The 24,523-nt window shown below is 40.4% G+C and carries 25 protein-coding genes and 1 tRNA gene; 13 read left to right on the top strand and 13 right to left on the bottom strand.

Going from position 1 to position 24,523, the window contains the following annotated elements; genetic code table 11:
• Positions 1 to 71: 71 nt before the first annotated feature.
• Positions 72 to 668 carry an FUSC family protein gene (locus HED61_RS09330; RefSeq protein WP_003127183.1) on the top strand — a complete coding sequence of 199 codons (597 nt, stop codon included), beginning with the start codon at positions 72 to 74 and terminating at the stop codon, positions 666 to 668.
• Positions 669 to 857: 189 nt separating this feature from the next.
• On the opposite strand, the gene nagA is transcribed toward HED61_RS09330, so the two are convergent.
• Positions 858 to 2,003, bottom strand: a complete 1,146-nt coding sequence (gene nagA, locus HED61_RS09325; RefSeq protein ID WP_219645239.1) for an N-acetylglucosamine-6-phosphate deacetylase — start codon at positions 2,001 to 2,003, stop codon at positions 858 to 860.
• Positions 2,004 to 2,059: 56 nt separating this feature from the next.
• Positions 2,060 to 2,917, bottom strand: coding sequence for a helix-turn-helix domain-containing protein (locus HED61_RS09320; protein WP_219645240.1), 858 nt, complete (start codon positions 2,915 to 2,917; stop codon positions 2,060 to 2,062).
• A gap of 142 nt (positions 2,918 to 3,059) precedes the next feature.
• Here HED61_RS09320 and HED61_RS09315 point away from each other — a divergent pair, with 142 nt between their 5' ends.
• Complete coding sequence (locus tag HED61_RS09315; RefSeq protein ID WP_003127178.1) at positions 3,060 to 3,239, top strand: DUF2187 domain-containing protein; 180 nt, start codon at positions 3,060 to 3,062, stop codon at positions 3,237 to 3,239.
• Positions 3,240 to 3,387: 148 nt separating this feature from the next.
• Here the strand turns inward: HED61_RS09315 and HED61_RS09310 are convergent, their stop codons facing one another.
• The 4 genes from HED61_RS09310 to HED61_RS09295 all read right to left on the bottom strand — a co-directional run bounded on the left by HED61_RS09310 (position 3,388) and on the right by HED61_RS09295 (position 8,018).
• Positions 3,388 to 4,605, bottom strand: a complete 1,218-nt coding sequence (locus HED61_RS09310; RefSeq protein ID WP_003127177.1) for a pyridoxal phosphate-dependent aminotransferase — start codon at positions 4,603 to 4,605, stop codon at positions 3,388 to 3,390.
• 202 nt (positions 4,606 to 4,807) lie between these two features.
• Positions 4,808 to 5,683 (bottom strand): ABC transporter ATP-binding protein, encoded by an 876-nt coding sequence (locus HED61_RS09305; RefSeq protein WP_005472477.1) that lies wholly within the window; start codon positions 5,681 to 5,683, stop codon positions 4,808 to 4,810.
• Between the two features lie 11 nt (positions 5,684 to 5,694).
• Positions 5,695 to 6,909, bottom strand: coding sequence for an ABC transporter permease (locus tag HED61_RS09300; RefSeq protein WP_103300051.1), 1,215 nt, complete (start codon positions 6,907 to 6,909; stop codon positions 5,695 to 5,697).
• Entirely contained in the window at positions 6,909 to 8,018 is a 1,110-nt protein-coding gene (locus HED61_RS09295; protein WP_219645241.1) for a hypothetical protein, read from the bottom strand. Before HED61_RS09295 ends, HED61_RS09300 begins: the two co-directional genes overlap by 1 nt.
• A gap of 198 nt (positions 8,019 to 8,216) precedes the next feature.
• Here HED61_RS09295 and HED61_RS09290 point away from each other — a divergent pair.
• The 5 genes from HED61_RS09290 (at position 8,217) to HED61_RS09270 (ending at position 10,632) form a co-directional block, all read left to right on the top strand.
• Positions 8,217 to 8,298 (top strand) — tRNA-Leu (locus tag HED61_RS09290).
• 242 nt (positions 8,299 to 8,540) lie between these two features.
• Positions 8,541 to 8,768: a hypothetical protein gene (locus HED61_RS09285; protein ID WP_005472474.1), complete on the top strand. Its 228-nt coding sequence runs from the start codon at positions 8,541 to 8,543 to the stop codon at positions 8,766 to 8,768.
• A 240-nt stretch (positions 8,769 to 9,008) separates the two neighbouring features.
• Positions 9,009 to 9,311 (top strand): hypothetical protein, encoded by a 303-nt coding sequence (locus tag HED61_RS09280; RefSeq protein WP_219645242.1) that lies wholly within the window; start codon positions 9,009 to 9,011, stop codon positions 9,309 to 9,311.
• 57 nt (positions 9,312 to 9,368) lie between these two features.
• Positions 9,369 to 9,779, top strand: coding sequence for a hypothetical protein (locus HED61_RS09275; RefSeq protein ID WP_003127172.1), 411 nt, complete (start codon positions 9,369 to 9,371; stop codon positions 9,777 to 9,779).
• A gap of 361 nt (positions 9,780 to 10,140) precedes the next feature.
• Positions 10,141 to 10,632, top strand: a complete 492-nt coding sequence (locus HED61_RS09270) for a prolyl-tRNA synthetase associated domain-containing protein (protein ID WP_138371794.1) — start codon at positions 10,141 to 10,143, stop codon at positions 10,630 to 10,632.
• 200 nt (positions 10,633 to 10,832) lie between these two features.
• Here the strand turns inward: HED61_RS09270 and HED61_RS09265 are convergent, their stop codons facing one another.
• The 5 genes from HED61_RS09265 to HED61_RS09245 all read right to left on the bottom strand — a co-directional run bounded on the left by HED61_RS09265 (position 10,833) and on the right by HED61_RS09245 (position 14,532).
• Entirely contained in the window at positions 10,833 to 11,051 is a 219-nt protein-coding gene (locus HED61_RS09265; RefSeq protein ID WP_005472469.1) for a hypothetical protein, read from the bottom strand.
• A 117-nt stretch (positions 11,052 to 11,168) separates the two neighbouring features.
• Positions 11,169 to 12,032: a VOC family protein gene (locus tag HED61_RS09260; protein ID WP_219645243.1), complete on the bottom strand. Its 864-nt coding sequence runs from the start codon at positions 12,030 to 12,032 to the stop codon at positions 11,169 to 11,171.
• Positions 12,033 to 12,119: 87 nt separating this feature from the next.
• Positions 12,120 to 12,566, bottom strand: a complete 447-nt coding sequence (locus tag HED61_RS09255; RefSeq protein WP_103300045.1) for a GNAT family N-acetyltransferase — start codon at positions 12,564 to 12,566, stop codon at positions 12,120 to 12,122.
• Positions 12,567 to 12,856: 290 nt separating this feature from the next.
• Entirely contained in the window at positions 12,857 to 13,048 is a 192-nt protein-coding gene (locus HED61_RS09250; protein ID WP_003127165.1) for a hypothetical protein, read from the bottom strand.
• A 170-nt stretch (positions 13,049 to 13,218) separates the two neighbouring features.
• Positions 13,219 to 14,532: a glycoside hydrolase family 28 protein gene (locus tag HED61_RS09245; RefSeq protein WP_081131354.1), complete on the bottom strand. Its 1,314-nt coding sequence runs from the start codon at positions 14,530 to 14,532 to the stop codon at positions 13,219 to 13,221.
• A 454-nt stretch (positions 14,533 to 14,986) separates the two neighbouring features.
• On the opposite strand from HED61_RS09245, the gene HED61_RS09240 reads away from it, so the two are divergent.
• From HED61_RS09240 to HED61_RS09215, 6 genes are all read left to right on the top strand, one after another.
• Entirely contained in the window at positions 14,987 to 15,967 is a 981-nt protein-coding gene (locus tag HED61_RS09240; protein ID WP_208774230.1) for a LacI family DNA-binding transcriptional regulator, read from the top strand.
• A gap of 96 nt (positions 15,968 to 16,063) precedes the next feature.
• The gene (locus HED61_RS09235) at positions 16,064 to 17,479 is read left to right on the top strand and encodes a tagaturonate reductase (protein WP_219645244.1); all 1,416 of its coding nucleotides are present in this window, start codon (positions 16,064 to 16,066) and stop codon (positions 17,477 to 17,479) included.
• Positions 17,480 to 17,481: 2 nt separating this feature from the next.
• Complete coding sequence (locus tag HED61_RS09230; protein WP_219645245.1) at positions 17,482 to 18,987, top strand: UxaA family hydrolase; 1,506 nt, start codon at positions 17,482 to 17,484, stop codon at positions 18,985 to 18,987.
• 20 nt (positions 18,988 to 19,007) lie between these two features.
• Entirely contained in the window at positions 19,008 to 20,393 is a 1,386-nt protein-coding gene (gene uxaC / locus HED61_RS09225; RefSeq protein WP_219645246.1) for a glucuronate isomerase, read from the top strand.
• A 137-nt stretch (positions 20,394 to 20,530) separates the two neighbouring features.
• Positions 20,531 to 20,743 carry an SGNH/GDSL hydrolase family protein gene (locus HED61_RS09220; protein ID WP_227760720.1) on the top strand — a complete coding sequence of 71 codons (213 nt, stop codon included), beginning with the start codon at positions 20,531 to 20,533 and terminating at the stop codon, positions 20,741 to 20,743.
• A gap of 125 nt (positions 20,744 to 20,868) precedes the next feature.
• A complete protein-coding gene (locus HED61_RS09215; RefSeq protein ID WP_230321045.1) occupies positions 20,869 to 21,075 on the top strand; it encodes a hypothetical protein in 207 nt (68 codons plus the stop codon).
• A 177-nt stretch (positions 21,076 to 21,252) separates the two neighbouring features.
• Here the strand turns inward: HED61_RS09215 and HED61_RS09210 are convergent, their stop codons facing one another.
• Positions 21,253 to 23,334 (bottom strand): hypothetical protein, encoded by a 2,082-nt coding sequence (locus HED61_RS09210; RefSeq protein ID WP_219645247.1) that lies wholly within the window; start codon positions 23,332 to 23,334, stop codon positions 21,253 to 21,255.
• A 379-nt stretch (positions 23,335 to 23,713) separates the two neighbouring features.
• Positions 23,714 to 24,520 carry a gluconate 5-dehydrogenase gene (locus HED61_RS09205; RefSeq protein ID WP_219645248.1) on the bottom strand — a complete coding sequence of 269 codons (807 nt, stop codon included), beginning with the start codon at positions 24,518 to 24,520 and terminating at the stop codon, positions 23,714 to 23,716.
• Between the last annotated feature and the right edge of the window lie 3 nt (positions 24,521 to 24,523).

Genomic DNA, 24,523 nt, shown 5'->3' with positions numbered 1-24,523 from the left:
AAACAAAAAAGGATTTCACTAGAATTTATCGGTTATTTTGGTTATGATTAAAGAAAAGGAGGAAATCGATCATGCAATTTGGCCGCTTTCGTCTAGGGATGCGAACGATAAAAACCGCAATTGCTGTCATGTTGTGTATCTTGCTGTTTCGATTTTTGAATCGCGGACAGCCTTTGATCGCTGCCCTTTCCGCTGTCTTCTCACTACGTCAAGATTTAACAACGACCCTTTCTTTTGGGAAATCACGAGTTTTAGGAAATTCGATCGGTGGGGCTACTGCCATCATCTACTTCTTCATGAAACAATATTTCCACAATGATTTTTTGATCGAGTTATTGGTGCTCCCCGCTTTAGTGGCCTTCATTATCGTTCTTTCGGATGGGATCAATAATAATTCCGGTATTATTTCTGGAATTGCTACGATGTTATTGATCACTCTTAGTGTTCCACAAGGAGAGTCTTTTATTTTTGCATTAGATCGCGTATTAGACACTTTTATTGGTACGCTGATTGCGATCTTCATCAATTTTGTCTTGAGGCCTCCCGAAAAAGAAAAACAAGCAGAAATCAAAGAAGACTTGGTTGTATTGAAGGAAAGAGAAACGGAATTGAAAACTATGCTGGAAGATGTTCAAGAAGAAATCTCCAAGCAGCAAGAACAAAAATAAACGCCCTCTCACTACTTAGCTTTTTACGTATCAAGACAGCTTGTGAGGAAGGCGTTTTTGCTGTTTTCTTTTGTTGGGCAAGAAAAATTTGATCTACCTTCCAGCTATTGATGAAATCGATAAAACAATTAAACGTTTTTACAAAAAAAGCACAGATCACCAAATTGGCGATCTGTGTCTTTTTTCTGCTTAAGCTTCGTACCGGCAAACACCATCTAAAAATGTCGCTTGCAGATTCATTTGAGGGTCCAACACGATAAAGTCAGCTGCCCGACCTTTCTTGATCATGCCGCATTTGTCGTCGATTTTACAACTGATTGCTGGCACTAGACTTGCCATCATGATTGCTTCTTGCGGGGTAGCAATCTCCCACTCAACAACATTTTTGATGGCTTCTTTTAATTTCAAAATACTTCCGGCCAAGTTTCCTTCTTTTAGACGAGCTGTTCCATCTTTTACGACAACAGGGAATTCTCCAAGAATATAATCTCCATCCGGCATACCTCCTGCCATCATACAGTCGGTGATCAAAGCAACATGGTCATGCCCGGCTTTTTCCATCAAGATCTCAGCCGCTTGCGGATGAACATGATATCCATCACAGATCAATTCAGAGAATACTTCTTTTAATGATAGCAATGCTCCTACCATCCCTGGTTCACGGTGATTTAGTCCTCTCATTCCGTTATAGGCATGAACAAAAACACTGGCTCCTGCTTCAACAGCAGCTTCAGCTTCCTGTAAAGTCCCATTACTATGACCTAAGGCAACCACAACACCTTCTTCTGTCACTTGAGACACAAAATCGGTAACGCCTTTACGTTCAGGAGCTAAGGCAATTTTTTTGATAATCCCACCAGAAGCTTCCTGCCATTCGTGGAATGTATCGATGTCTGGATCACCAAAATAGATTGGATTTTGAGCACCTTTGTGTTCTTCAGTAAAGAAAGGTCCTTCAAAATAAATCCCTTGGATTTTCGCACCGGTAACAGAATCTTTCACTTGTCCGACAGTTTCTGCTACATCTCTTAGACGTTCTTTGCTGGAAGTCAATGTCGTCGGCAAGAAAGAAGTTACACCACAAGACAATAAGCCTTCTGACATAGCTTTGATCCCTTCTGCATCGTTGTCCATGACATCGTGGTTCATGAACCCATGGATATGGGTATCTACGAGTCCTGGAGCTATCCATTGCCCAGAATAATCAGTTACTTCCGCATCTTCCGGTACTTCATTGACGATATCGCCAAATTTGCCGTCAATGATCTCCAGATAACCTGCCCCATGAACAGCTGACTTCAAAAAGAATTTGTCCGCATAAATATATGTTTTCATCTTGATCGCTCCTTATTTCTTTTCTTCCTTAAAATTACTCTTATTTGAGTAAGAAGTCAAGAAAGGTCTACACCATTTCTCGATGAATTTCGAATATCGACGACCGCTTGATAAAGAGCAAAACTTTCATCGGCTGCTTGCTGATTGTCAAGAGCGACAAAGACATGGCCTTTCAGTTCAAATAATTCTTCTAAAAAATAGAAACTGTTCTTTTCTCTGGCAAGATCGATACCTTCTTCTAGAATTTGTAAAGCAGTGGTGAATTCTTCTTGTTTCGCTAAAAAAACTGCATAGTTGTAGAATACTTTGGTCAAGGTTGTGGTCATCCGTTCTGCCGGCAGCACTTGCACCCCATGGTAACTTTTTTCTAGATGAAAACGTGCTTCTTCTAATTGCTGCATATCATTATACACTCGCCCCATACAACTTAAGAGTCGAATCTCCATCACAGAGATATTGATTTTATCTTGCTGATAAGAGTAGGATAAGCCTTTTTTAAGGCTTTCAATCGCTGCTTCATAATCTTGGAACAAGAAATATTCGCAACTCCCTAAAAAGTAATAGTACATTTGCATGTCTGCGTCCAAATATAGATAGTCCATGATCGTTTTATCCTGCAGTTTGGTCAATAACTCTTGGTACTCTTTATGAACAAAATGGCTTTCCATTTGAGCGAACACTTGATTCGTTCGATTGATCTCTTCAGCATGGAGCATCATTACTTGATCTAAGGTAACGCCTAATCGTTGACAGATTTGATGCATGACCAATACATTCGGTAATTCTTCATTATTTTCGATCCGGCTCAAAACACTTTGTGAACAGATATCTTCTGCCAACATCTTTTGTGTCATCTTGCGCTGTTTGCGGAACGTGCGAATGATTTGGCCAAAGGATTCTTGTGAATTTGCCATGACTCTCCTCCAACTTTTTCAACATTAAAAAAAATGCGAATTCGCATTTTTAATTTTCTTCATTTTAGCACATAATAGCAAAAAGGAAAGCAATTCCAACAATATCTTGGTATTTTTTAACAATTTAAAACGAGGTGTTTCTATGACGATTAACAGCACCATTACCTTCACTTGGGAAGGCAAGGTCTATGCAGGAAAAGTCGAAAGAGAATATGAAAATTCGGTTCTTGTGCAAGTGACAGACCCTAGCGAAGAAATGCTGGAAAAATTCAATGATCGAATGATCATCAGTAAAAAAAAATGTCAGCAGACTGCTGACTAAGCATATGCAATAAGCGCTATGATTTTAAGATATTCGATCAATCAAAAAAACGAGCAGTTGGATCTGGTCCGATGCCTTGCTACAAGGTACAGGATAAGGAGCCAACTGTTTGTTTTTTTTACTATTGTTCATTCCTACTATTGCTTACTTATTTTTGCTGATAAGTGGCTAAAAACTCCCGCATCTTTTCGGTCGTTGCTTTCAAATCATCCATATTCGGTAAATAAACGATTCGGAAATGATCTGGTTCTTGCCAATTAAATCCGCCCCCGTGCACTAATAGCACATGGTGCTCATGCAGAAAATCCAACACAAACTGTTCATCATTCTTAATATTGAAGCGTTTGACATCGATCTTAGGGAAAATATAAAATGCCGCTTTAGGTTTAACAGCTGATAAACCAGGAATGTCATTCAATGCTTGATAAATATACTCTCTTTGCTCATAGATCCTTCCTCCTGGAAGCAGCAGTTCATCCGAACTTTGATAGCCACCTAACGCCGTCTGAATGATCTGCTGAGAAAGAACATTTGAACAAAGCCTCATAGAGGAAAGCATATTCAAGCCCTCAATATAATCTTTAACGTTTCTCTTATCCCCGCTAAGGACCATCCAGCCAACCCGGAATCCGGCTACACGATGTGATTTAGACAATCCACCAAGAGTCACAACAAAGCGATCCGGAGCTAATGTAGCGATTGGGACGTGAACATAATCATCCATTACTAACCGATCATAGATTTCGTCAGAAAAAATAATCAAGTCATGGTCGCGAGCCACATCAACAATTTGCTGCAATACTTCTTTTGGATAGACAGCACCTGTAGGATTATTAGGGTTGATGATCACGATGGCTTTCGTTTTACTTGTGATTTTTGAACGAATATCTTCAATATCTGGGTTCCAGTCAGATTGTTCATCGCAAATATAGTGTACAGGTTTTCCACCAGCTAAAGAGATCGATGCCGTCCATAAAGGATAATCAGGCATCGGCACCAACACTTCATCGCCATTATTACATAGCCCTTGCATACACATGGTGATCAGTTCTGATACACCATTTCCGGTATAAATATCATTGATCGTCACATTTGGAAACTTTTGTAATTGATAATATTGCTCGATGGCTTTGCGGGCTGAAAAAATTCCTTTAGAATCAGAGTAGCCTTCAGACTCCCGCACATTCATAATCAAGTCACGGACGATCTCATTTGGCGCTTCAAAACCAAATGGTGCCGGATTACCTGTATTCAATTTCAAGATGCTGATGCCTTCTTCTTGCATCCGTTCTGCTTCTTCTAGGACTGGTCCCCGGACATCATAACTTACGCCTTCTAGTTTTGATGACTTTTCAAATTTTCTCATTCGAATTCTCCTTTGACAGTAGAATCAATGCAAATTACCTTGGTTCTAGTGATATTCTTTTTTAAAAGATTGCATTTATTATAGCAAAAAGTTTAGAAAAAAAACGGTCAAATTGACAGAACTTTACGACTTTTAAATAAATTCTTTTCTAAAAGAAACGAATGAACGCTCTTTTATTGCCTAGCCGTTCATTCGTTTTTGTTCAGTCATTCTCTGGAAAGAATTTTAAATAGCGTTCAGCTAATGCGAGATGGCCAATTGAAAATTCTGTAAAACCAGCTTCAATAAAGCGTTGCGGCAGCTGAGGATCACTGATTTCGATTAAATAGACTTGTTCTTGAAGATCGATTGTCAATGTTGTTAATTCGGGAAATGAAACCAAAAACTCTGGATCTTTTGCTTTTAAATAAATTGGTTCATCTACTAAAGAATTCTTTCCCAGGTATTCATGGATAATCTTGCCATCTTTCAAAAACAAAACGCGATCTGCATAACTATCCAAATTGGTCAAAATATGGGAAGCAATCAGGATCGATTTCTTTTTCTCCCGCAACCCTTTTAAAACGTTAGAAATCAATTCCACATTGGTCGGATCCAACCCATTCATGACTTCGTCCATCAACATATAGGGCGTGTCTGTCACGATCTGCATCGCAAAACACAGTCTTTGACGCATCCCCAACGAATAGGTTCCAACCGGCCGCTTGATATAGTCAGTCATTCTTAATTGATTCACGGTTTGATCAATCAGCGCTTCCTCTGATCGCCACATTCGTTGATAAAGTTTTAAATGTTCTAATCCGCTGAGATCATTATATAGATCGTTCTGATCAGGGAAAAAAGAGATTTTCTGGTGAGCTGCCATTTCTGACTTCTTGGACGTGTAAAGCTGTGTTTGATCGAGAAAGATCTCCCCACTAGTCGGCTGAACAAAATTCATCAATACATTGAGTAGTGTTGATTTTCCAGTACCGTTCGGCGCCACTAAGCCGACGATTTCTCCAGGATGAAAGGCCAACGTTAAATCATCCAAAACATTTCGTTTAAATGTCACAGTTACGTTTTTCATTGCTAACATTTCCAAACCTCCTAAACAAGCTTAAATTGCTTCTGCTGTACACGAACAAAAAGACCGATCTCGATCAGCAGCCACACTACACCAAAAAGCAGCAGTCCTTTCGCAAGGACAAACTCAGAGGACCCAAAATAAAAACGGCTGAATCCTGAAAGGATCTGACCATAATTTTGATACAAATAGGCATCATTTGATTTATCCAAGAATGCACTAAACCAGCGTCTCTGAAAAATAAGTGGACTAATCAAGCCAAAACCAGCAAGAAAGAGATTGGCTAATTCTGAGCGCCAAAGTGTGCTAAGCAAGAGAATGCCTCGGATATAGATCAATTGCAGCACGATTCCTACCCCCATACACTGAAGTAAGAAAACTCCAACAGGGCGTGTATAAAAAACATCGGCAGAAGAAATAGGATAACGGGCATCAAAGGATGAAGACAAGATACTGACGGGTAGGTCCAATGAGCCAAAGCCGAATTGGCAGCCGACACCGATCCAAATCAAAACGAGTGTACTGATCATCATCAGTGTTGACACAATAAACAGTGCCGCTGTCTTCGCCCAAAGAATCTCATCTACCGTCACCGGCAAAGATAAGAATAAGCTTTTGTGTCGACGATCTTTGGTCAGACTATCGATTGCCAAAAAGATCGTCACGCCAAGAAAGAGAAACGGCAAGTAATTCGTAAATGCCCGCTGAACAGATTGGATACCCGTTTTTTGTTCCAACACATACTTGGAAAGCTTTTTGTTTGGTAATTGGCTGGCACTTTCCATCCATTTTGCAGTGGAGGCATAGCCGTATTTCCCATCATAAGCCGCATAATAGTTCTGATAAGTATAATAGTCAGGCGTGAAGAAAATTGTTTCATCATCGGTATATTGGAGACTCAGCTGATACCATTGGCTCGTTGCTTTGGCATACTTTTGCCAATCATTGGCAGCTAGGGAAGTTAATCGTAAGCTATCTGCTTGATTCCATGGCTCGAACATCGCTACTGCCATGGCGGCGGACCAATGATCTGAGGGATTTTCTGCTTGTTCATCCAAAAAGGATTGTCTAGTCAAATACCGCTGTTCAATTTCATTTTTGTCTATTCGCTCAATTGGCCGATAGGTGCGATCACGAAAACTGTATACGCCAGCAACGATTACTAACAAGCACCATAGCCCGATCGTTTTTTTACTTTTGATTAATTGTTGTAGTTCAAAGAGAAAATAATTTTTCATTATATGACTCCTTTCGCTAGCCAGTTTTTCTTATCTGCGATCAACAAGAAGGCGACCGCTCCCACCCCCCATAAGAAAAGAAGGATGAAAGCTGTCCCTAACCCGACTGTCGATTGCGATCTGACTGCAAACTCACCTGTGAGGATCTTTTGCAAATCAAAAACAGCAAAAGGGGAATATTTACTGGATGGTGTACTAGCTATTGTACCGAGACCATAGCAAAGACAAAGGAGAAAAAAAGAAACATAGCGATTTGGAATCAAAACATTGGCCACAAAGCCCAGTAATTCTGTCACAATAATCAAACTTGTCAAAAGCACGAGTACCAATAGAAAGTATTGCCAGAAAGGTACGGCATGCCAAGTATGATGATAATAGACAGCCGTTGGATAGTGCCAATCCCCCCATCGTCCGATCACCGACATGGCCGCAGTGATTCCTAGAAGCAACAGGCTGATCGTTGCCAGATGACCAATCATCTTTACCCCGACTTTACTGATCATCCTTATAGGGAAGACTTGTGGATAGGAATGGATCAGAGAAAAATGGCGCTTTTCTTCCAGCAAATTATCGCTAGCAAAAAATGCCAGGAATAAAAAGCCAAATCCCAATAACACTTGAATAGTCAACGCAACAGCAGTCTGCGCATTGTCAACAGTAAGAAAAGGAGCTTTTTCCTGTTCTTCTAATTGCGCTGCTACCACTTTATTTTGCTGCAATTGCCAGATAGATGGTAAAAAGGCTTTATCTGGTAAAGCGGTTTCCCATAATTGCAGCTGAATTGTTACAATCTCTTCACTGGTCCGATTGAAACGAGGAAATTCTTCCATGATTAGATTCGAGGCTTGCCGATTAGATAATGTGTTGTTTGCCAGCAGCAGTTGATAGGTTTCTTGCTTGTCCTGAGATTCATTTGGATAATTCTGATAATTGTCTACAAGCCGTAATGCTTGCGCTTTTTGCATAGTGATTTCTGCCTGTACATTCACTGGTTCCATGAATGTAAGATAAAAAGCGAGCCCCACACCAATCAAGAACGCTGCCATCATCGTAAACAAAAAACGGCGCTGCCGAATCGATTTAGCCAGCAGATTTTTAAAGTAGTTCATTTATCAATCTCCTTAAAGCTCCAAAGTTATTTTCTCATTATACCAGATTCTGCCACTTAAATATTTTTTTTCAATAAAAAGCGAGAAAAATGCCCTTTTATAAATCCCTAAAATAGCATTGACAAACGTGAAGATAATCGGTAACATGTTTTTTAGACGTGATGGCTGCAATCAGCTGTCAGTCTACAAAAACAATAAGCAGACGTGGTGGAACGGCAGACACGCACGCTTGAGGGGCGTGTGAGCTTAGCTCGTGTGGGTTCAAATCCCATCGTCTGCATCGTACCGGCAAATTACTTCGGTAATTTGCTTTTTTTGTATTTCCAGTTCAATTAGTTGTATGCAATTGTTATTTATAAATCTATGACAAAAACACAACTAGGACGAAATTGCCGTCCTAGTTATGTGGTTTTGTCATTTTCGGTTATACTGTTTCTAAGTATTTCTTCTATTTGTCTATACGTAGAGTCAAACACATAGAAGATTGCATGGAAATTCTATCTTGATCAAAGGAGCGAGAACATGTCTGATGAACGATGGCTGCAATTGAGGAGACGCCGAAAAATCGAATTGTATCTTTGCTTGATCGTGGTTATGCCGATGGTCTACGGATTATGGTTCAATCTAATTTTTCTTATCAGATATACGACTTTACTTTTTTGCATTGCAGTACTCACGGCTCTCTATGAGTTGCTCAAACTTCTCTATGATAAAAGAAACCAAAAAAAAGAAACTAGAGTCAGCAAATAATTGCTTTTCATTTAGACCGTCGTTAGTCAGATCTCACTAATTAACAGCACTCGATTGACCAGTAAAAAAGAATGAACTTGTCTATAAAAAGACACAGACAACCGAGCTGTTTTGGTTTAAACATTGTTTGGTAAATACGTGCAGGACACTTTCTTGATCCTTTAGTATTTTTACACCATTCTCATCGATCTCCCCCTTAACATATACGTACGAATAAAATCATAAAAAAGGAGAAATAAGATGAAAAAAATCTGTTTCGTTTTGACTGCAAGTAATGGGCTCAGTTATACCACATTGTCACCAGCGTTCTTTTTTGCAGATTATTCTGAGCTTAAGAATTATTTCGTCAATGATTATGATGTCTCAATCAATTATTTCCGCGATAAAGACCAAGTGGATTATTTGGTTGTACCTGATCCATTTGTCCCGTTTGACAACGAAAATGATCTGCCGATCATCAATGTCCCAGCCAACTATTTTGTTACAAAAGACTATAAACAAATAAAAAACACACTAGCTGCGTTTTTTATTAACAATCCCTAACTATACCAGAACAATAGCTACGGTTTTGAGCCAATCAATCGATTACAGGAGTTCATATTGAAAAATCAAATAAAGCTACATTATTACCCAAAAGTTTGGGCATCTTTACTCTATTTACTACTGATTTTTTTGGCACTATTTGCCTATTTATCAAAATATCTAGATATAACCTTTTTTACAGCGATTTACCCCGACTTTTATTTACACATTTCCAATTTCTCTATTAGCTTGATCATTGGTCTGTTAGGGTATTTTTGGTTATTGATGGGCGTCAAATTCACCTATACTCTCGGATTGACTATTTTCTTGCTGATTGCCAATTTATTAAGCGAAACGGTATTAGGCGTTATGAATACCCCCGATCCCCTAGACATGTTTTTTGGATTTGTTGGTACCCTGATTGCTGCTGTTCTACTGTGGGTGATCTCTAAATTTGGTCTCAAACTTGCAGCCGAAGAATCTCAGTAACTTTCTGCTTATGAATCTTTGGAAAAATAATTTGGTAACGAGACGCTTACTTGCTCTTTATCAAGCAAATGGGTTTATTTTGACAACTAATGGCAGAATCAGCCTGTAAAAAGCAGCTTCTGCTCACTGACAGACGCTCGATCCATGCGCATGACGAAAGCTCTTTGCTCCTCAATTCTTTATGAGAAATTTTTTCAGATCTGTTTTCAGATTTCGATCACTAAAGTTAACGACCTAACGACCTACACTAGCAGCTACGCTGCTTTTTTGTTACTCTCTCTATCTTTCATGCGATTGAATAGGCATTTTAAAACTTATACTTATGATATAGTAATAAAAAAGAGACTAGGAGTTGATCGTATTGGATCCTTTTGAATCTGTTGCTGCAAAACTGACCGACTTGAACATTTCCTTTGAAGTGATCGAACACCCGCCTGCAAGTACAACTGCGGAAGCAGACAGCTATATTGCTGGAATTGATGGGGTTCGAACAAAATCGATGTTTTTAACCAATAAAAAAAAGACCGCCTATTATCTCCTAATAATGGACGATCAAAAACGGCTTGATCTAAATCTGCTCAAAGAAATCACTGGTGAATCACGAGTCAAATTAGCTTCTCCTGATCTTTTGAGGAAAAAAATGCACTTGCCACCTGGCGTTGTCTCCATATTTGGGCTCTTAAACAATTCGGAGCGAGATATTCAGATTTTCTTTGAGCGCGAAATCACTAAAGAACCACGAATGAGTTTCCATCCTAATACAAATACCAAGACGATCTTCCTTGCTACCAAGGATGTATTCAACTTTTTAACGGTCAATGGCTTTTCTTATCAGATCATAGATATCTCCTGATTTTCATGGGGTTGTGCTGGAATCAGTCCGCACAGCCCTGATACTTTTTACTGGCATCTATTTTGTCAAACCCGCCAGTCACCCCTCATCAATGTGCACAAAACTTGCTGCCCGGCAAACTATCATCTAAAAGGTATTTTTTGCTTCACATCCGCAACTGACTTTCAAAAACAAAAAAGGACCCGCTGACGGGTCCCCGCTTATTTTTTTGTCATTGATACTTTCATTAATTGATGTTTCCAGACGGATTGGACGCCATATAATCCAATCGCAAGAATACCAATCAATGCCAAGTAAGCAAATTTCGCCATTGGATCGATGCCATAATTAGTCATAAATGGGTCTTGAACAAATAGTACCAGCAAACTAGTTAAAATCAATGAAACCCATAGCGTATTCATCAGATGCCACCATTTCATGTTCCTGCACTCCTTTTTTGATATGCCAAGTATCTCATAAAGCCGATCTTTCCCCATCCGTCTTTAGACTGAAACTGCTATCAAGGATTCAAAAACATCAAAAGCTATCATTTTTACCTAGTATTCCATTTTGACTTGGATGCCATTTGGATCCAATAAAGCCAAACGCCTACTTGATTCAAGAGTAAGGGATACATTTTCCTTCTCAAGATGCGTGAGCAATGACTCAAAGGCTTCTTTGTCTGGGAGCACAAAGGTATAATAAGCCAATCCTAGATCATTGTCTGCCATAGGAGTCACACCTTTGCCCATCCAAGTATTCGAGCCAATATGGTGATGATAATCTCCTGCCGCAAAAAATTTTGCTTGGTTCCCAAAATTATTTTTTAAGCTCAGTCCTACGACTTGGGTATAAAAAGTTTCTGTCTGGGCTAAATCAGCAACTTTTAAATGAACATGTCCCACAATAGTGCCTGTGGGGAAACTTGATTGTTGGCTGTCTGCTGCTGCGACAACCCCCTCTGCATCCATTTCTTTTGTAATTCCAACAATTTCGCCATCTTCTCGAATATCCCATTCAGATTTTGGTTTATCACGATACACTTCAATCCCATTTCCCTCGGGATCTGTTAAGTACAATGCTTCGCTGTAGCCATGATCACTGGCGCCATCGATCGGTGCATTGCTTTGCAAATAATGGATCAGTGTATTGCCTAAATCTTTGCGAGTCGGCAAAAGGAAAGCGATATGAAACAGTCCTGTTTTCCTTGTGAGAGGCAATGGATTTTCGACTTTGATCAATTCAAGCAGTATTTTCTCTGTCGTACCTAAGCGAGCTGTCTGCTGATTTTTTTCGATCAATGATAGTCCGATCACTTGAGTATAAAAAGCAATCATTTTTTCTAAGTTGGCTACTTTTAAGACAACTTTCCCAATTTGAGTCTGTTCATGAAGTTGAAATTCTGGAATAATCACCGTCATTGTTTCTGCTCCTTTTCTCATCTCGAATGGATGACTTGTTACTTTAATAATAACACTAACTTAAAGTAAGTAAAGAGATTTGCTTGACTAGCAGAATTCTTCATTTTTTGCCAAAACACGCATCCTTCTCCCGAAGCGATCGGTGGCTGTCTCAATTTGTTGATAGCCCAATTTTTCATACAAACCTGTCAGCTGAGTGACAATATAGATCGTATCAAAACCGATCTGATGCAAGCGCCGTTCTGCAGCAGATACCAATTGCTGACTAAGATGATTGCCGCGATAGCTGGGAGCAACATACACGGTCGCAATAAAAGGAGCGACTTGAAGAGGGACAATATCCTCTTTGACGATCGTACAAAATCCAGCTAATTGATTGTGGGCAACAGCCACAAAAACGCCTTCCCAGTCGTTATAGCTTCTCTGACGCATCTTATTTGCTACAAATGCAGCAGCTTTCCAATCGACGCTGGCAATTTGATCCGCATAAGCCAACCAGTTTGGTTGATCTTTTTGCAAAAATTTAATTTCCATTTCAAAAATCCTTCCTTATTGAAATTAAGCAGCATTCGCATTATTTTACCACTTTCGGCTTGATAATTGTTTTTTCGGAAACCCCTTTTGGCGTAGTTGGCTTCTCTAATATAATAAGTTCTTATAAAGCACAGACGATATAAAACGGCTGGCAAGCCCCCTCTAGGCTGCCAGCCGTTTTTATATCTGATTTATTTTCTGATCCATCAATACGCATTATTGTAGATTCAGAACTGTTGATTGTTATTGAGTATGGTGGTCCAGAGTGGTTTGTCCTATGAACTAAAATTTTAAAACACCGTACTTTCACCATGTTTTCTCTCACCAAATTCCCAAATATCGATTGCTCCACCTGCATAGCCCTCAGCGATCAATGTTTCTAAAAAACTTTCTGGCTGCAAATAGTGACTGCTACTGCGTAATTCTTCTTTGCCAATAGAAAAACTGCCTCCATGAGAGTGGTTGAAAAGAACAAACGGCACTAGCTTTTTCTCATAAGGATAGGCAAAAATAAGCCGACACTGGTTCTTGTTAATTGAGTTCTAACAAAAACTTTTCGAGACAATCGTTTTCTCATAAAAGAACTTTCTTACAAGAACTATTGGTTCCTTTCTATGAAATGATCCAAACCTTTGCAACGTTTGCCGCTGTTTCACGAAAAATCACCATGAAGCACGAGAGGCTTACCATTTTCTTGGGAACGGTCAACTTCAATCCCCTGGCTATTCTCGATATGGAAGGCATGTTCAACATCGACTAATTCTAAACGGTCAAAATGAACATTTTTAGCACAGCCAATATAGAATCCTTGACTGGTCATCTCTTCCATTCCAGTCATCATAGCTGGTTTTCCGGGTATGGGCTCTTTTGCCATGGAAATTGCTACTTCATGAAACGAGATATCTGAAATGAATTGTTCAGATAAACCATAAATAAAACCAGCAGCAGCATGAACATTTCGCGCGGAGATATTGGCAAAATGAATTCTCCTAAACTGAGGAGTCTCCTCAGAGATTGGGTAAGGATTTTTATCCCAAACATACTTTTCTTTTCCTTTGGGACCACAAAAATAATACAAATTCAGCGTAAATGGGCAAATCACATTGTCCATAATTAGGTTGTTCACTCGAATATCCTCAATAACCCCGCCGCGTCCTCTACGAGATTTCAAACGAATGCCGCGATCGGTGTCTTGGAATATACAATTTGAGATGGTCACATTGCGAATATCTCCGCTCATTTCGCTTCCTAAAACGACCCCACCATGACCATGGAGCATTTGACAGTTGCTGATCGTGATATTTTCACAGGAAACGCGTTCTTTTGTCTCTTCTGTTCCTGATTTAATGGCAATACAATCATCCCCTACATCGATCAAACAATTGCTGATACGAACATTCTTGCAAGACTCAGGATCAATGCCATCAGTATTTGGCGAATCTGCAGGATTTTTGATCTTAATATTATCCACAGTGATGTCTTGGCATAAGATTGGATTGACTGTCCAGCTAGGAGAATTAACCAAACTAACATCTCGCAATGTGATTTGCTGACAGGAATCAAAACTGATCAGTTTTGGTCGCGGATATTCTAGCTGCTCTGGATGATTGCGAAAGACATCCCACCATTTCTGACCTTGACCATCTATCGTGCCAAAACCTGTGATTGCAATATTTTCGGCACCGTCGGCATAGATACAAGAAGCATAGACTTCCCGTTTCACCCCTTCCCAACGCGAAACCACCACTGGATACTCTTTGGGATCATCCGAGAATCGAAGAACAGCTCCCGGTTGTAGATGGAGTTCAACATTACTTTTTAACATCAGTGAACCTGTTGGATACACACCCGAGGCAAACATCAGCCTCCCTCCTCCTGCCTGATGAAGCTGATCGATATACCCTTGGATTGTTGCTGTCACTGACTTTTCATTTAAATAATCGTTGATGTCAATACTAATTTCCATTCTTTTCTCCTTCCTTCTTTAAAGGTTCTATTAAAAGGCTAGTTTGCACAGCTGTGCAAATCCTTTAAAGCGATCTGAATTTTTTGATCGAGATTTCCTTTGACTTGCTGAACGAAATTTTGCTGATTTTGGACCAATGTTTTCTGAATATCCTTATACGTGCGATGATAAATGAAACTTCCAAACCCTATTATTAAAACGCTCCCAATTATAGAAAATGGAAGGAAAATGTTATAAAAAAAGGTTGAATGTTTCTGAATAGCCCCTACCCTTTTCATGGGATTCCTCCTGGAATTACTGACAAAATCATTTCTTAAGATATGTCCATTCTAGCATAAAAAAATTCACATAAACACAGGTCTATAGAAAAAAGTTAACGTGTGCATTATTGATATATTGACATTCCTCTCTTTAGGATATATGCTAAAACCAATGAGAAAGTCGAGGGATACATATGGTCACTATCAAAGATATTGCAAAAATCGCAGGCGTCTCCCATACCACGGTTTCAAGAGCGTTAAATGACAGTCCACTAATCAAGCCAGCCACAAAAAAGAAAATTGGTGACATTGCGCGTTCTTTAAATTATACGCCGAATGTCAATGCCAAAAGTCTAGTCAATCAGAAGTCGTATATTATTGGCCTTTACTTTTCTAATTTGTCGGCAGGTACATCGGATCGCTTTTTGGTTGAAGTGATCAAGGGAATCAATACCACCCTACCGCCAGAGTATCGCTTAGCGGTCCACGATATGACGACCCTTACCAGTCCAGTTGAGGACTTGCCAAGGATGGATGGCATCATCGTTATGAGTCAAAGCGATCAAGATGACACTTTCATCGAAGAAATCAGTCACTTAGATTTGCCAGTGGTCGTTCTCAATCGGCAAATTGATAGACCATCATTTTTAAATGTCACAAGCAATGATGCGCAAGGCGTTTATCAAGCCATTGACTACGCGATTCAGTTAGGCTATAAGAAAGTTGCGATCATTGAAGGCAAGCCAACTTTTCGTTCCAGTATAGAGCGTAAGACAGGTTTCATGCGGGCTCTTACTGAGCACGGGCTAGCGTTTCCAACAGAATACGCTGTCACTGGAGACTATTCTATCGAGAGCGGTCGAAAATGTGCCAAACAATTACTGGAACTTGCAGAGCCGCCAGAAGTGATTTTCTGTTCCAACGATGACATGGCCATTGGCGCAATCAACACTTGTCTTGAATATGGCCTTGCAATCCCTGCCGATATCGCCATTATTGGATTTGACAATGTCCCGTTTTCAAAATATACGAATCCCCCGTTGACAACCATTAGCAAGCCCGTTTTTGAAATGAGTCAGCTTGGGGCACAACTGCTTCTAGATTCAATCAACGGTTCTGTTTCACAAAAACAATACCTTTTAGATACAGAACTAACAATCAGAGATTCCCTCTAGCATTCGCTTCTTGAATGCTTTTGGCTGTTGCCAAAAATGTTAACGTGTGCAAAATGGCAGACGTTCATTATAAATCAATGAATATTGGAGGTTACAATGAAAAAAATAACTGAAATGACTCATCCTACTCGCAAGTCGGAAAAAGTGATTCAATTCGGCGAAGGAAACTTTATGCGAGGCTTTTTTAACTGGCAGCTACAGCAGATGAATAAGCAAGGTCTCTTCAATGGCAGCGCTGTAGTAGTCCAACCAATTCAACAAGGTCTAGGATCTCTATTGGCGGAGCAGAATCATTTGTATACGGTAATTTTAGAAGGATTAGCAGACGGCCGTACTGTCCAAACCTCTGAGATCATCACGACGATTAGCCGCGTATTGAATCCCTATGAACAATGGCAGGATTATTTAGCTCTAGCTGAAATTGATGACTTGGACATCATTGTTTCCAATACGACTGAAGCAGGAATTGCCTTTGATCCTCAAGATAAACGGACAGATATGCCGCCAAAAAGTTTTCCGGCTAAATTAACTGCGCTGCTCTATCAACGATACCAAGCGAATAAATCAGGTTACACGATCATTCCCTGTGAGTTGATCGATCGAAATGGGAAAAAATTAAAAGCGTGTATCCAACAATATTGCTCACTGTGGCAACTAGAGGACAGCTTTCATACTTGGTTAGAAAATGAAAACACTTTCTGCTGTAGTTTAGTCGACCGAATCGTTCCCGGCTACCCCCAATCAAAAGCAGAGGAGTTGAATCAATTACACGGGTATGAGGACCGTTTGATGGTCACTGCCGAACCATTCATGTTGTGGGTGATCGAAGACCCATCGCATACCGTATCTCAGAAACTTCCATTGCCAGCTGCAGGTTTGAATGTAATCTTTACTGAAGACCTAACCCCCTATCGTGAACGGAAGGTGCATCTTTTGAATGGCCCTCATACAGCCATGGTCCCTCTGGCCCTTCTAGCTGGTTTGGCAACGGTTGAAGAGGTGATGCTTGATCCTGATTTTACATGCTTCATTGATGAGCTATTCAATGAAGAACTGATTCCTATGCTAGACCTGCCGCAAGAAGAATTGATCCAGTATGCGGAACAGATCAAAGAACGGTTTAAAAATCCTTATGTTCATCATCAACTGCAGTCGATCGCCTTGAATAGCGTCTCAAAATTTAAAGCACGTCTCTTGCCGTTGTTGCTCCGTCATCATCAGCAACAGTTACTGCCGCCAAGAATCATTGCATCATTAGCCGGACTGATTTACTTGTATTTAACGACCGATTGTCAAGACGATGAAGCTGTGCTAGCTCTCTTTGAAAAGGCTCGGGCCCTCGACTCTTCTGAACAAGTCAGTTTTATTCTAGGACAAGAAAAGTTATGGGGAGTGGATTTGAGCGTGTTCAACAAAGAAGTTTCACAAATGGTAGTGCTACTTTCAAACAAGGGTTCTCGACACCTCGTTGACTCATTAAAAAATGAGCCGACTCAAAAAAAGGCGGAATGATTATGACAGAAATAAAAAACAAAACCGATTTTCTCAAATTGCATCCAAAAGACAATGTTGCGGTTGCTCTGCATGCAATCACGAAAGAGACACAGCTTACATTTGAAGGGCGATCCTATAGTTTTACAGAGGAGATTCCTCAAGGTCACAAGATCGCACTTATTGATTTGAATAAAGGCGATCACGTCATCAAGTATGGTTACCCTATTGGTCATCTTTTGTCCGATGTAAAAGCTGGACAGTGGCTACATACCCACAATGTCAAGACCAATCTTTCAGGAACGCTGGCTTATACCTATGAGCCGAACCTACAACCAGTAGTGTATCCAAAAAGCCAATTGACTTTTAAAGGCTACCGGAGAAAAAATGGCAAAGTCGGGATTCGTAATGATTTGTATGTCGTACCCACGGTGGGCTGTATCAATGGAATCGCTGAGATCATCGTCGAAAATTTCAAACAAAGTCATCCCGACTTAGGAACTTTTGACTCGATCACGATTCTCAAACATCCTTACGGGTGTTCGCAATTAGGGCAAGATCACCAAAACACCCGGCAAATTTTGATTGATGCTGTGCAACACCCAAATGCTGGTGGGGTGCTCGTTTTCGGACTCGGATGTGAGAACAATACGGTCGCTGAATTTAAAGAAAAGCTAGGTGATTATGACACAGATCGTGTCAAATTCTTAGTCGCTCAAGAAAGCCAAGATGAAATCGAAGCGGGTGAAGCATTATTGCACGAATTGCTGCAAGCAGCCAAAGATGATCGACGTGAAGACGTTCCGTTGAGTGAGTTAAAAGTTGGCTTAAAATGCGGCGGCTCAGATGGGTTTTCTGGTATCACTGCCAACCCGTTATTAGGAGCATTTTCAGATTTCTTGGTTTCTCAAGGTGGCAGCACTGTGTTGACGGAAGTACCGGAAATGTTTGGTGCCGAGCAAGTATTGATGTCTCGTGCCAAAGACCAAGCAACTTTTGAAAAGATTCTTCATCTGATCAATGACTTTAAAGATTATTTTCTTTCGTATGGCGAACCTGTTTATGAGAATCCTTCTCCAGGCAATAAAGCGGGTGGAATCACCACATTGGAAGATAAGTCTTTAGGCTGCACGCAAAAATCCGGCACCTCTGCGGTCGTCGACGTCTTGAAATACGGAGATAAAATCCGCGAAAGCGGTCTCAGTCTTCTTGAAGGACCTGGTAATGACCTAGTGGCTGCTTCTGCTCTCGCTTCGGCTGATTGTCAGTTGGTCTTATTTACGACAGGACGAGGAACCCCCTTTGGTGCCTTTGTCCCTACGATGAAAGTTGCCACCAACCAAGAATTATTCGAGAAGAAACCCCATTGGATGGATTTCAATGCAGGTCGGTTATTATATGAACCAATGGAAGACGTTCTCGCTGATTTTATTCAAGCGATCATTGCGGTCGCTAGTGGGACCAAAACCCGTAATGAAGCAAATAATGTTCGAGAAATCGCCATCTTCAAGAATGGTGTCACTTTATAAACGAAGAAAAGAGGAAGCCAATGTTTTTAAATGATGATTTTTTACTAACAAATGACTTTGCCAAAGATTTGTATCATCAATACGCCAAGAAAATGCCTATCATTGACTACCATTGCCATTTAGATCCCCAAGAGATTTATGATGATCATCCTTTCCGAAATATCACCGAAGCTTGGTTGGCCGGTGACCACTACAAATGGCGGTTGATGCGGGCATGTGGAGTAGATGAATCGTTGATTACTGGCGAAGCAGCGGATTATGACAAATTTATTGCTTGGTGCCAGACAGTTCCTAAAATTATCGGCAACCCCCTTTACGTCTGGACCCACTTGGAGTTAAAACGTTTCTTTGGTGTCGATCTGATGATTAATGAAGAAAACGCGCCAGAAATCTGGCAAATCGTCAACCAAAAATTGCAATCAAAGACCTTTAGCAGAAGAGACATCATCGCCAACAGCAATGTGCAACTCATTTGTACTACCGATGATCCGACAGATTCACTAGCATTTCATCGCAAATTGGCTAACGAAGAAAGCCGCTTTCGGGTATTACCAACCTTTCGTCCTGATAAAGCCTTAAATATCCAACAAAGTGGATTTAACGACTATATCGATCAATTAGCAACAGTTGTTGGCCACAGGATCGATAGCTATGAAGACTTGTTAACAGCACTTGACTGCCGAATTACTTTTTTTCACCAAATGAATTGTCGCTTATCCGATCACGCATTGGATCACTTGCATTTCCTAGAAAACAGCGTGTCTCCTCAAGCTATCTTTGAAAAAGCGAGAAATCAGGAAATCATTACAGAAGCAGAAGCAGCAGTCTATCGCTCTGCCCTCTTGCTTCATTTATTTGAACAATATCACAACCATGGCTGGACAATGCAACTGCATCTTCATGCTTATAGAAACTGCAACACGAATATGCTCAATCAATTGGGACCTGACACAGGTTATGACGGCATCAACGATCAGCCGATCACTAGCCCACTTCAAGCATTACTGGATGCTGCGGAGAGGAAAGAGGCTCTTCCGCAAACGATTTTGTATTCATTGAATCCAAATGATTATGATGTGCTGGTAGCGCTGATGGGCTGTTATCAAAAAGAAGGCAACAACAAACTGCAACTCGGTTCTGGCTGGTGGTACAACGATACCCGTGCCGGCATGCGTCGGCAATTGACGAAGTTTGCAGATGGTAGCGTGTTAGCAAATTTTGTTGGTATGCTGACTGATTCCCGTAGTTTTCTTTCGTATACCAGACATGAATATTTCCGAAGAGTTTTTTGTGAATGGTTGGGAGAACTCATTCTTCGCGGCGAAGCACCAAGTGATACCAGACAGTTAAAAGAATTTGTTGAAGGCATCTGTTACCAAAATGCAGCGGATTATTTTGATTTTTAGAGGTGGATGATGGTTAAACTAATTATTGCCGGTGACTCAACTGCTGCAACTAAAATGACTGACAAGCGTTCGGAAACTGGCTGGGGTGAAAAATACCAACCTTCCTCTCCCCAGAGGTTACGGTCATTAATTTAGCTATGAATGGACGTTCAACCAAAAGCTTCATTCAAGAAAAACGCCTGCTGCACGCAGAGCAACTACTTGCTCCCGGAGACTATTTCTTGATTCGGTTTGGCCACAACGACCAGAAAACAGATCCTGAACGAGGAACGACGCCAAAAGAACATCAAGAAAATTTAGCACAGTTTATTGCTGTTGCACAAAAAAGCAAGCAAATCCAGTTTTACTGACTTCTATCACTCGCTTGAAGTTCCATCAGCATAATGACTTGAATCCCCTAGCCGTGGGACCTTATCCAGAAGCTATGAGAGATTTTGCTGCTGCCTTTGAGATTCCTTGTCTGGATATATTCACGATGACGCAAAACTATTTTTCCACATTTGCAACTAGGCAAGCTCGCCAGTATTTTTTGCATCTTTCAAAAAACGAATATCCGAATTATCCCGAAGGTATCAGTGACAATACTCACTTGAATGATCAAGGGGCTTTAATCGTTGCTCGCTTGATTTGTCAAGCAATCAAAGAAGCGAATCTTTCTCTCAGCAGTGAGATATTGCTGTAATTCGGTTAGAATTCTTTGTTTACCAATCAACAACAAGCAACGTGTTTCCAAAGGGAGAAAAACACGTTGCTTGTTTATTTCAGCTATGTGAATGTCGCAGCCTTAGTGAATTAAGGGCTTGTTTCTTACTTTGTTTTATTATGAAAAAAGGTTGGACTTTACGGATAGAAAATTTTTTTACTGAGGCGCATCTTCAAACATCCAAACCAGCGAGCCGTGATACTCCCCGACATGATCCGTTGGTCGCAATAACAGCTTCAATCGATTCTCAGCTAATGTGGCGGATCCACTGCCTTCCCAGACCGGCTGTGCTTTGTCCGACAAGAGAATATCCTCTGTTTTATCAACAAAAATCAGCGCATCTCGCAGCTCTTGTTGCTGACTGTTTTTAAGCGGCGTATCGATTTTTACTTTCACTGTCCATTTGCTTTTTTCTAAGCGACTGTTATCTTCCACTTTGATTGGCTGACTTTCAGCAAAAAGATACTGATTAAAAGCTGGAATAGGGTGTGTTCCAAAAGATAAGACTGCCGGCACTTGCAGCCTTGGTCCTGACTCAGGAACAAACACGCGAGTTTCTGCTGCTGATTGATCCCCCTCTTTATTCTCTAGATATAATTTTACCTCTTTATTAAGCCATTCTTCTGGTACTTCGAAAACGACCGAGTCTTCCGTTTGTGTATTTCCCACATCATAGTTTCTTAGCACCTGTTTTTTCTCTCCATATTGGGCAACAACTTGGACGCTTTGATGGCTGTCATGGGAAAGGTCATAAGATAACTTGACTTCTTTAGAAAAGCGTGGAATCACGATTCTTTGTTGTCGGTCTTTTAATGTAAAGAGTAGTGGGACACCTTTTTTGTAATGATGGAAAACTTCTTGAGAACCTGGCATGACAATGATGTGGTCTTTTTCTTCTCGGATCGGATAGTAACCAGTAATGGTGGGATAGAACGAAGATAAATCAACAGAATGGGTGATCAGCCCTCTGATTTCCCCCGAATCTAAGAGCGGTTGATTGTTTTCATCAACAAAATTGATCTTCACTTCGTTATAGTAGTAAATGGACGCAGAAAGTTTTCCGATTAACTGTTCACCATCACCAATATCTTCATAAAGAATTGGTTGAAGTTGAAAACAGTCATTCTCGATCAGTGCAGGATCGACCGGTTGTTCTGCACTTCCAGTGAAGGTGTGGTGAATGATAAACTGATAACTATTGTCATAAAAGGCCCGGTTTTTTAGTGTAGAAGCTTTTGCATGAACAAGCAAATTCCCCTCATCATCGATGGTCTGGTCAAACCAATTTGTTCGATCCGTTCCAGAAAAATCTTTAATCTCGACTCCTTTTAATTGAAACTGATTTTGATCTGGATTTTCGATTCTGTAAGATAAAGTTGTTCGAGAATTGTTTGTTTCAGTGTAAGGAACTGTTTGTTGGAAACGAGTGATCACTTCATTGTTTTCGATGTTCTGAGTGGCTAGTGTTTGTGGATAGGCATAAGGAAATTCAACTGCTGGGAAAAAAACGGATAAATACTTTAATTCAGATTTATATGTTTCCCCTCGTCTCGTATCATTGTTTTTGACAGTAAATTGAAACTTTGAGATAGGTTTTGTTGTGATAGCAAGTTTGCAAGCATCGTCTGCCCAATTGCCGGCTCCGCCTTTCCCTTTTAAAGTCAATATTCCTTGATCATCTTCGCTGTATGTGATAGTAGAATAGGAAGCGGCAAAAATATGATCTATAACCTCAGCTGCTTGATGAATTCGAATGTCTTTCCATTTATTTAACCCCATTTCATTAAAAGTCGTTTTTAGTGTAACTGGTTCCAGCTTTTCGTTGAGAAATTCATAAGTGACTTCTGCGATTCCGCTTGGCCATATTTGTAATCTTAAAAAATCGCTGTCTGTAAGCAACATATCTGTACCAGAAGGCTGCAGCATCTTCACTGTTACTCTAATGTTTATCCGTTGACCATGATAATACCCAACATTTCGTATCAAGGCAGAACTTTCTTTTACAGAATCAAGTCCAGTGACAATTCTTTCATTTGTCACTACGCCAGATAGCTTGTCGATAGTGGTAGCATCCCCTTTTCTCATAATAAAAGCATTATCTGCAGGAATCTTCTCGGTTAAAGCGTTGCGATAATAAGAGGAATCTGTGATCGAGCCCTCCGTTTGGGCAGCTGCCTTTTGCGTACTAACAAAGACACTACAAATAAATAGCATTGCTACTAGAAACCATTTTTTCATCTTAATCCTCCTAATTTAATTTGTTCTTTCTATCAATTGATTTAGTGGAAAATCGATAGAACCCCTAATTTATTTACTCATATCCACTGACAATTGAATAGTCTAAAAAATTTATCAAATAAAGAAAAAAACTAGAGCAAAGCTGCAAGAAAACTAACTGTTGGTTCTTTAGTAAGCGGCTCCCCCCTTCTTCTTGATCGAACTTGGCTAGAACCACGATCCGCCTTCTCAGAGAAGAGGTTCTTCCATTCATTTTTTTATCGGAAAATTCGACAAAGAAAACCCCTACTCTTTGCAAAATCCATTGAGGATGTGCGAAGAATAGGAGCTTTTTTGATTGCTAAGTTCGCCTGTTTTAGAAATCAGGAACTTAGGAGGATTACTCAGGCTGTTTGCCAATATAAGCCAAAATACCACCGTCCACATAGAGAACATGTCCGTTAACAAAATTAGAAGCGTCAGAAGCCAAGAAGACAGCAGGACCGGCTAAGTCTACGGGCTCTCCCCAACGCGCTGCTGGCGTTTTTGCCACAATGAACTGATCAAAGGGATGACGAGATCCGTCTGGTTGGATTTCTCTTAATGGTGCAGTTTGCGGTGTCGCGATATAACCAGGGCCAATGCCGTTACACTGAATGTTTGCTTCACCAAACTCAGAACAAATGTTTTTGGTTAGCATTTTAAGCCCACCTTTAGCAGCTGCATAACCAGCAACGGTTTCGCGGCCAAGTTCACTCATCATAGAACAAATATTGATAATTTTGCCATGTCCTTTTTTGATCATGGAAGGCAAAACGGCTTTAGAAACGATGAATGGCGCATTCAAATCAACATCAACTACCTGACGGAAATCAGCGGCTGACATCTCCAACATTGGGATCCGTTTGATGATCCCTGCATTGTTGACTAAGATATCAATGACACCTACTTCTTCCTCTATGGTTTTGACCATTTCATTGACTGCTTCTTCATCGGTGACATCACAGACATAGCCATGGGCTTTGATGCCGGCTGCTTGATAATTTTTTAAGCCTTCATCGACTGATTCTTGTGTTAAATTATTAAAGACGATCGTTGCACCAGCTGCTGCCAAAGATTGGGCGATCGTAAAGCCAATCCCATAAACTGCGCCGGTAACTAATGCAATCTTGCCATCTAAACGAAAGTGATCCATTGAAAAATCCATCTT

It is taken from the genome of Enterococcus gallinarum (assembly GCF_021496385.1).
Taxonomy (GTDB): Bacteria; Bacillota; Bacilli; order Lactobacillales; family Enterococcaceae; genus Enterococcus_D; species Enterococcus_D gallinarum.
Note: the sequence above shows the minus strand (reverse complement) of the source record. Positions and strands in the feature narration are given on the sequence as shown.

Coding starts and splice junctions, on each gene's coding strand:
- HED61_RS09330 (WP_003127183.1), top strand. CDS start 72: ATGCAATTTGGCCGCTTTCGTCTAGGGATGCGAACGATAAAAACCGCA.
- nagA (WP_219645239.1), bottom strand. CDS start 2,003: ATGAAAACATATATTTATGCGGACAAATTCTTTTTGAAGTCAGCTGTT.
- HED61_RS09320 (WP_219645240.1), bottom strand. CDS start 2,917: ATGGCAAATTCACAAGAATCCTTTGGCCAAATCATTCGCACGTTCCGC.
- HED61_RS09315 (WP_003127178.1), top strand. CDS start 3,060: ATGACGATTAACAGCACCATTACCTTCACTTGGGAAGGCAAGGTCTAT.
- HED61_RS09310 (WP_003127177.1), bottom strand. CDS start 4,605: ATGAGAAAATTTGAAAAGTCATCAAAACTAGAAGGCGTAAGTTATGAT.
- HED61_RS09305 (WP_005472477.1), bottom strand. CDS start 5,683: ATGTTAGCAATGAAAAACGTAACTGTGACATTTAAACGAAATGTTTTG.
- HED61_RS09300 (WP_103300051.1), bottom strand. CDS start 6,909: ATGAAAAATTATTTTCTCTTTGAACTACAACAATTAATCAAAAGTAAA.
- HED61_RS09295 (WP_219645241.1), bottom strand. CDS start 8,018: ATGAACTACTTTAAAAATCTGCTGGCTAAATCGATTCGGCAGCGCCGT.
- HED61_RS09285 (WP_005472474.1), top strand. CDS start 8,541: ATGTCTGATGAACGATGGCTGCAATTGAGGAGACGCCGAAAAATCGAA.
- HED61_RS09280 (WP_219645242.1), top strand. CDS start 9,009: ATGAAAAAAATCTGTTTCGTTTTGACTGCAAGTAATGGGCTCAGTTAT.
- HED61_RS09265 (WP_005472469.1), bottom strand. CDS start 11,051: ATGAAATGGTGGCATCTGATGAATACGCTATGGGTTTCATTGATTTTA.
- HED61_RS09260 (WP_219645243.1), bottom strand. CDS start 12,032: ATGACGGTGATTATTCCAGAATTTCAACTTCATGAACAGACTCAAATT.
- HED61_RS09255 (WP_103300045.1), bottom strand. CDS start 12,566: ATGGAAATTAAATTTTTGCAAAAAGATCAACCAAACTGGTTGGCTTAT.
- HED61_RS09245 (WP_081131354.1), bottom strand. CDS start 14,532: ATGGAAATTAGTATTGACATCAACGATTATTTAAATGAAAAGTCAGTG.
- HED61_RS09240 (WP_208774230.1), top strand. CDS start 14,987: ATGGTCACTATCAAAGATATTGCAAAAATCGCAGGCGTCTCCCATACC.
- HED61_RS09235 (WP_219645244.1), top strand. CDS start 16,064: ATGAAAAAAATAACTGAAATGACTCATCCTACTCGCAAGTCGGAAAAA.
- HED61_RS09230 (WP_219645245.1), top strand. CDS start 17,482: ATGACAGAAATAAAAAACAAAACCGATTTTCTCAAATTGCATCCAAAA.
- uxaC (WP_219645246.1), top strand. CDS start 19,008: ATGTTTTTAAATGATGATTTTTTACTAACAAATGACTTTGCCAAAGAT.
- HED61_RS09220 (WP_227760720.1), top strand. CDS start 20,531: ATGAATGGACGTTCAACCAAAAGCTTCATTCAAGAAAAACGCCTGCTG.
- HED61_RS09215 (WP_230321045.1), top strand. CDS start 20,869: ATGACGCAAAACTATTTTTCCACATTTGCAACTAGGCAAGCTCGCCAG.
- HED61_RS09210 (WP_219645247.1), bottom strand. CDS start 23,334: ATGAAAAAATGGTTTCTAGTAGCAATGCTATTTATTTGTAGTGTCTTT.
- HED61_RS09205 (WP_219645248.1), bottom strand. CDS start 24,520: ATGGATTTTTCAATGGATCACTTTCGTTTAGATGGCAAGATTGCATTA.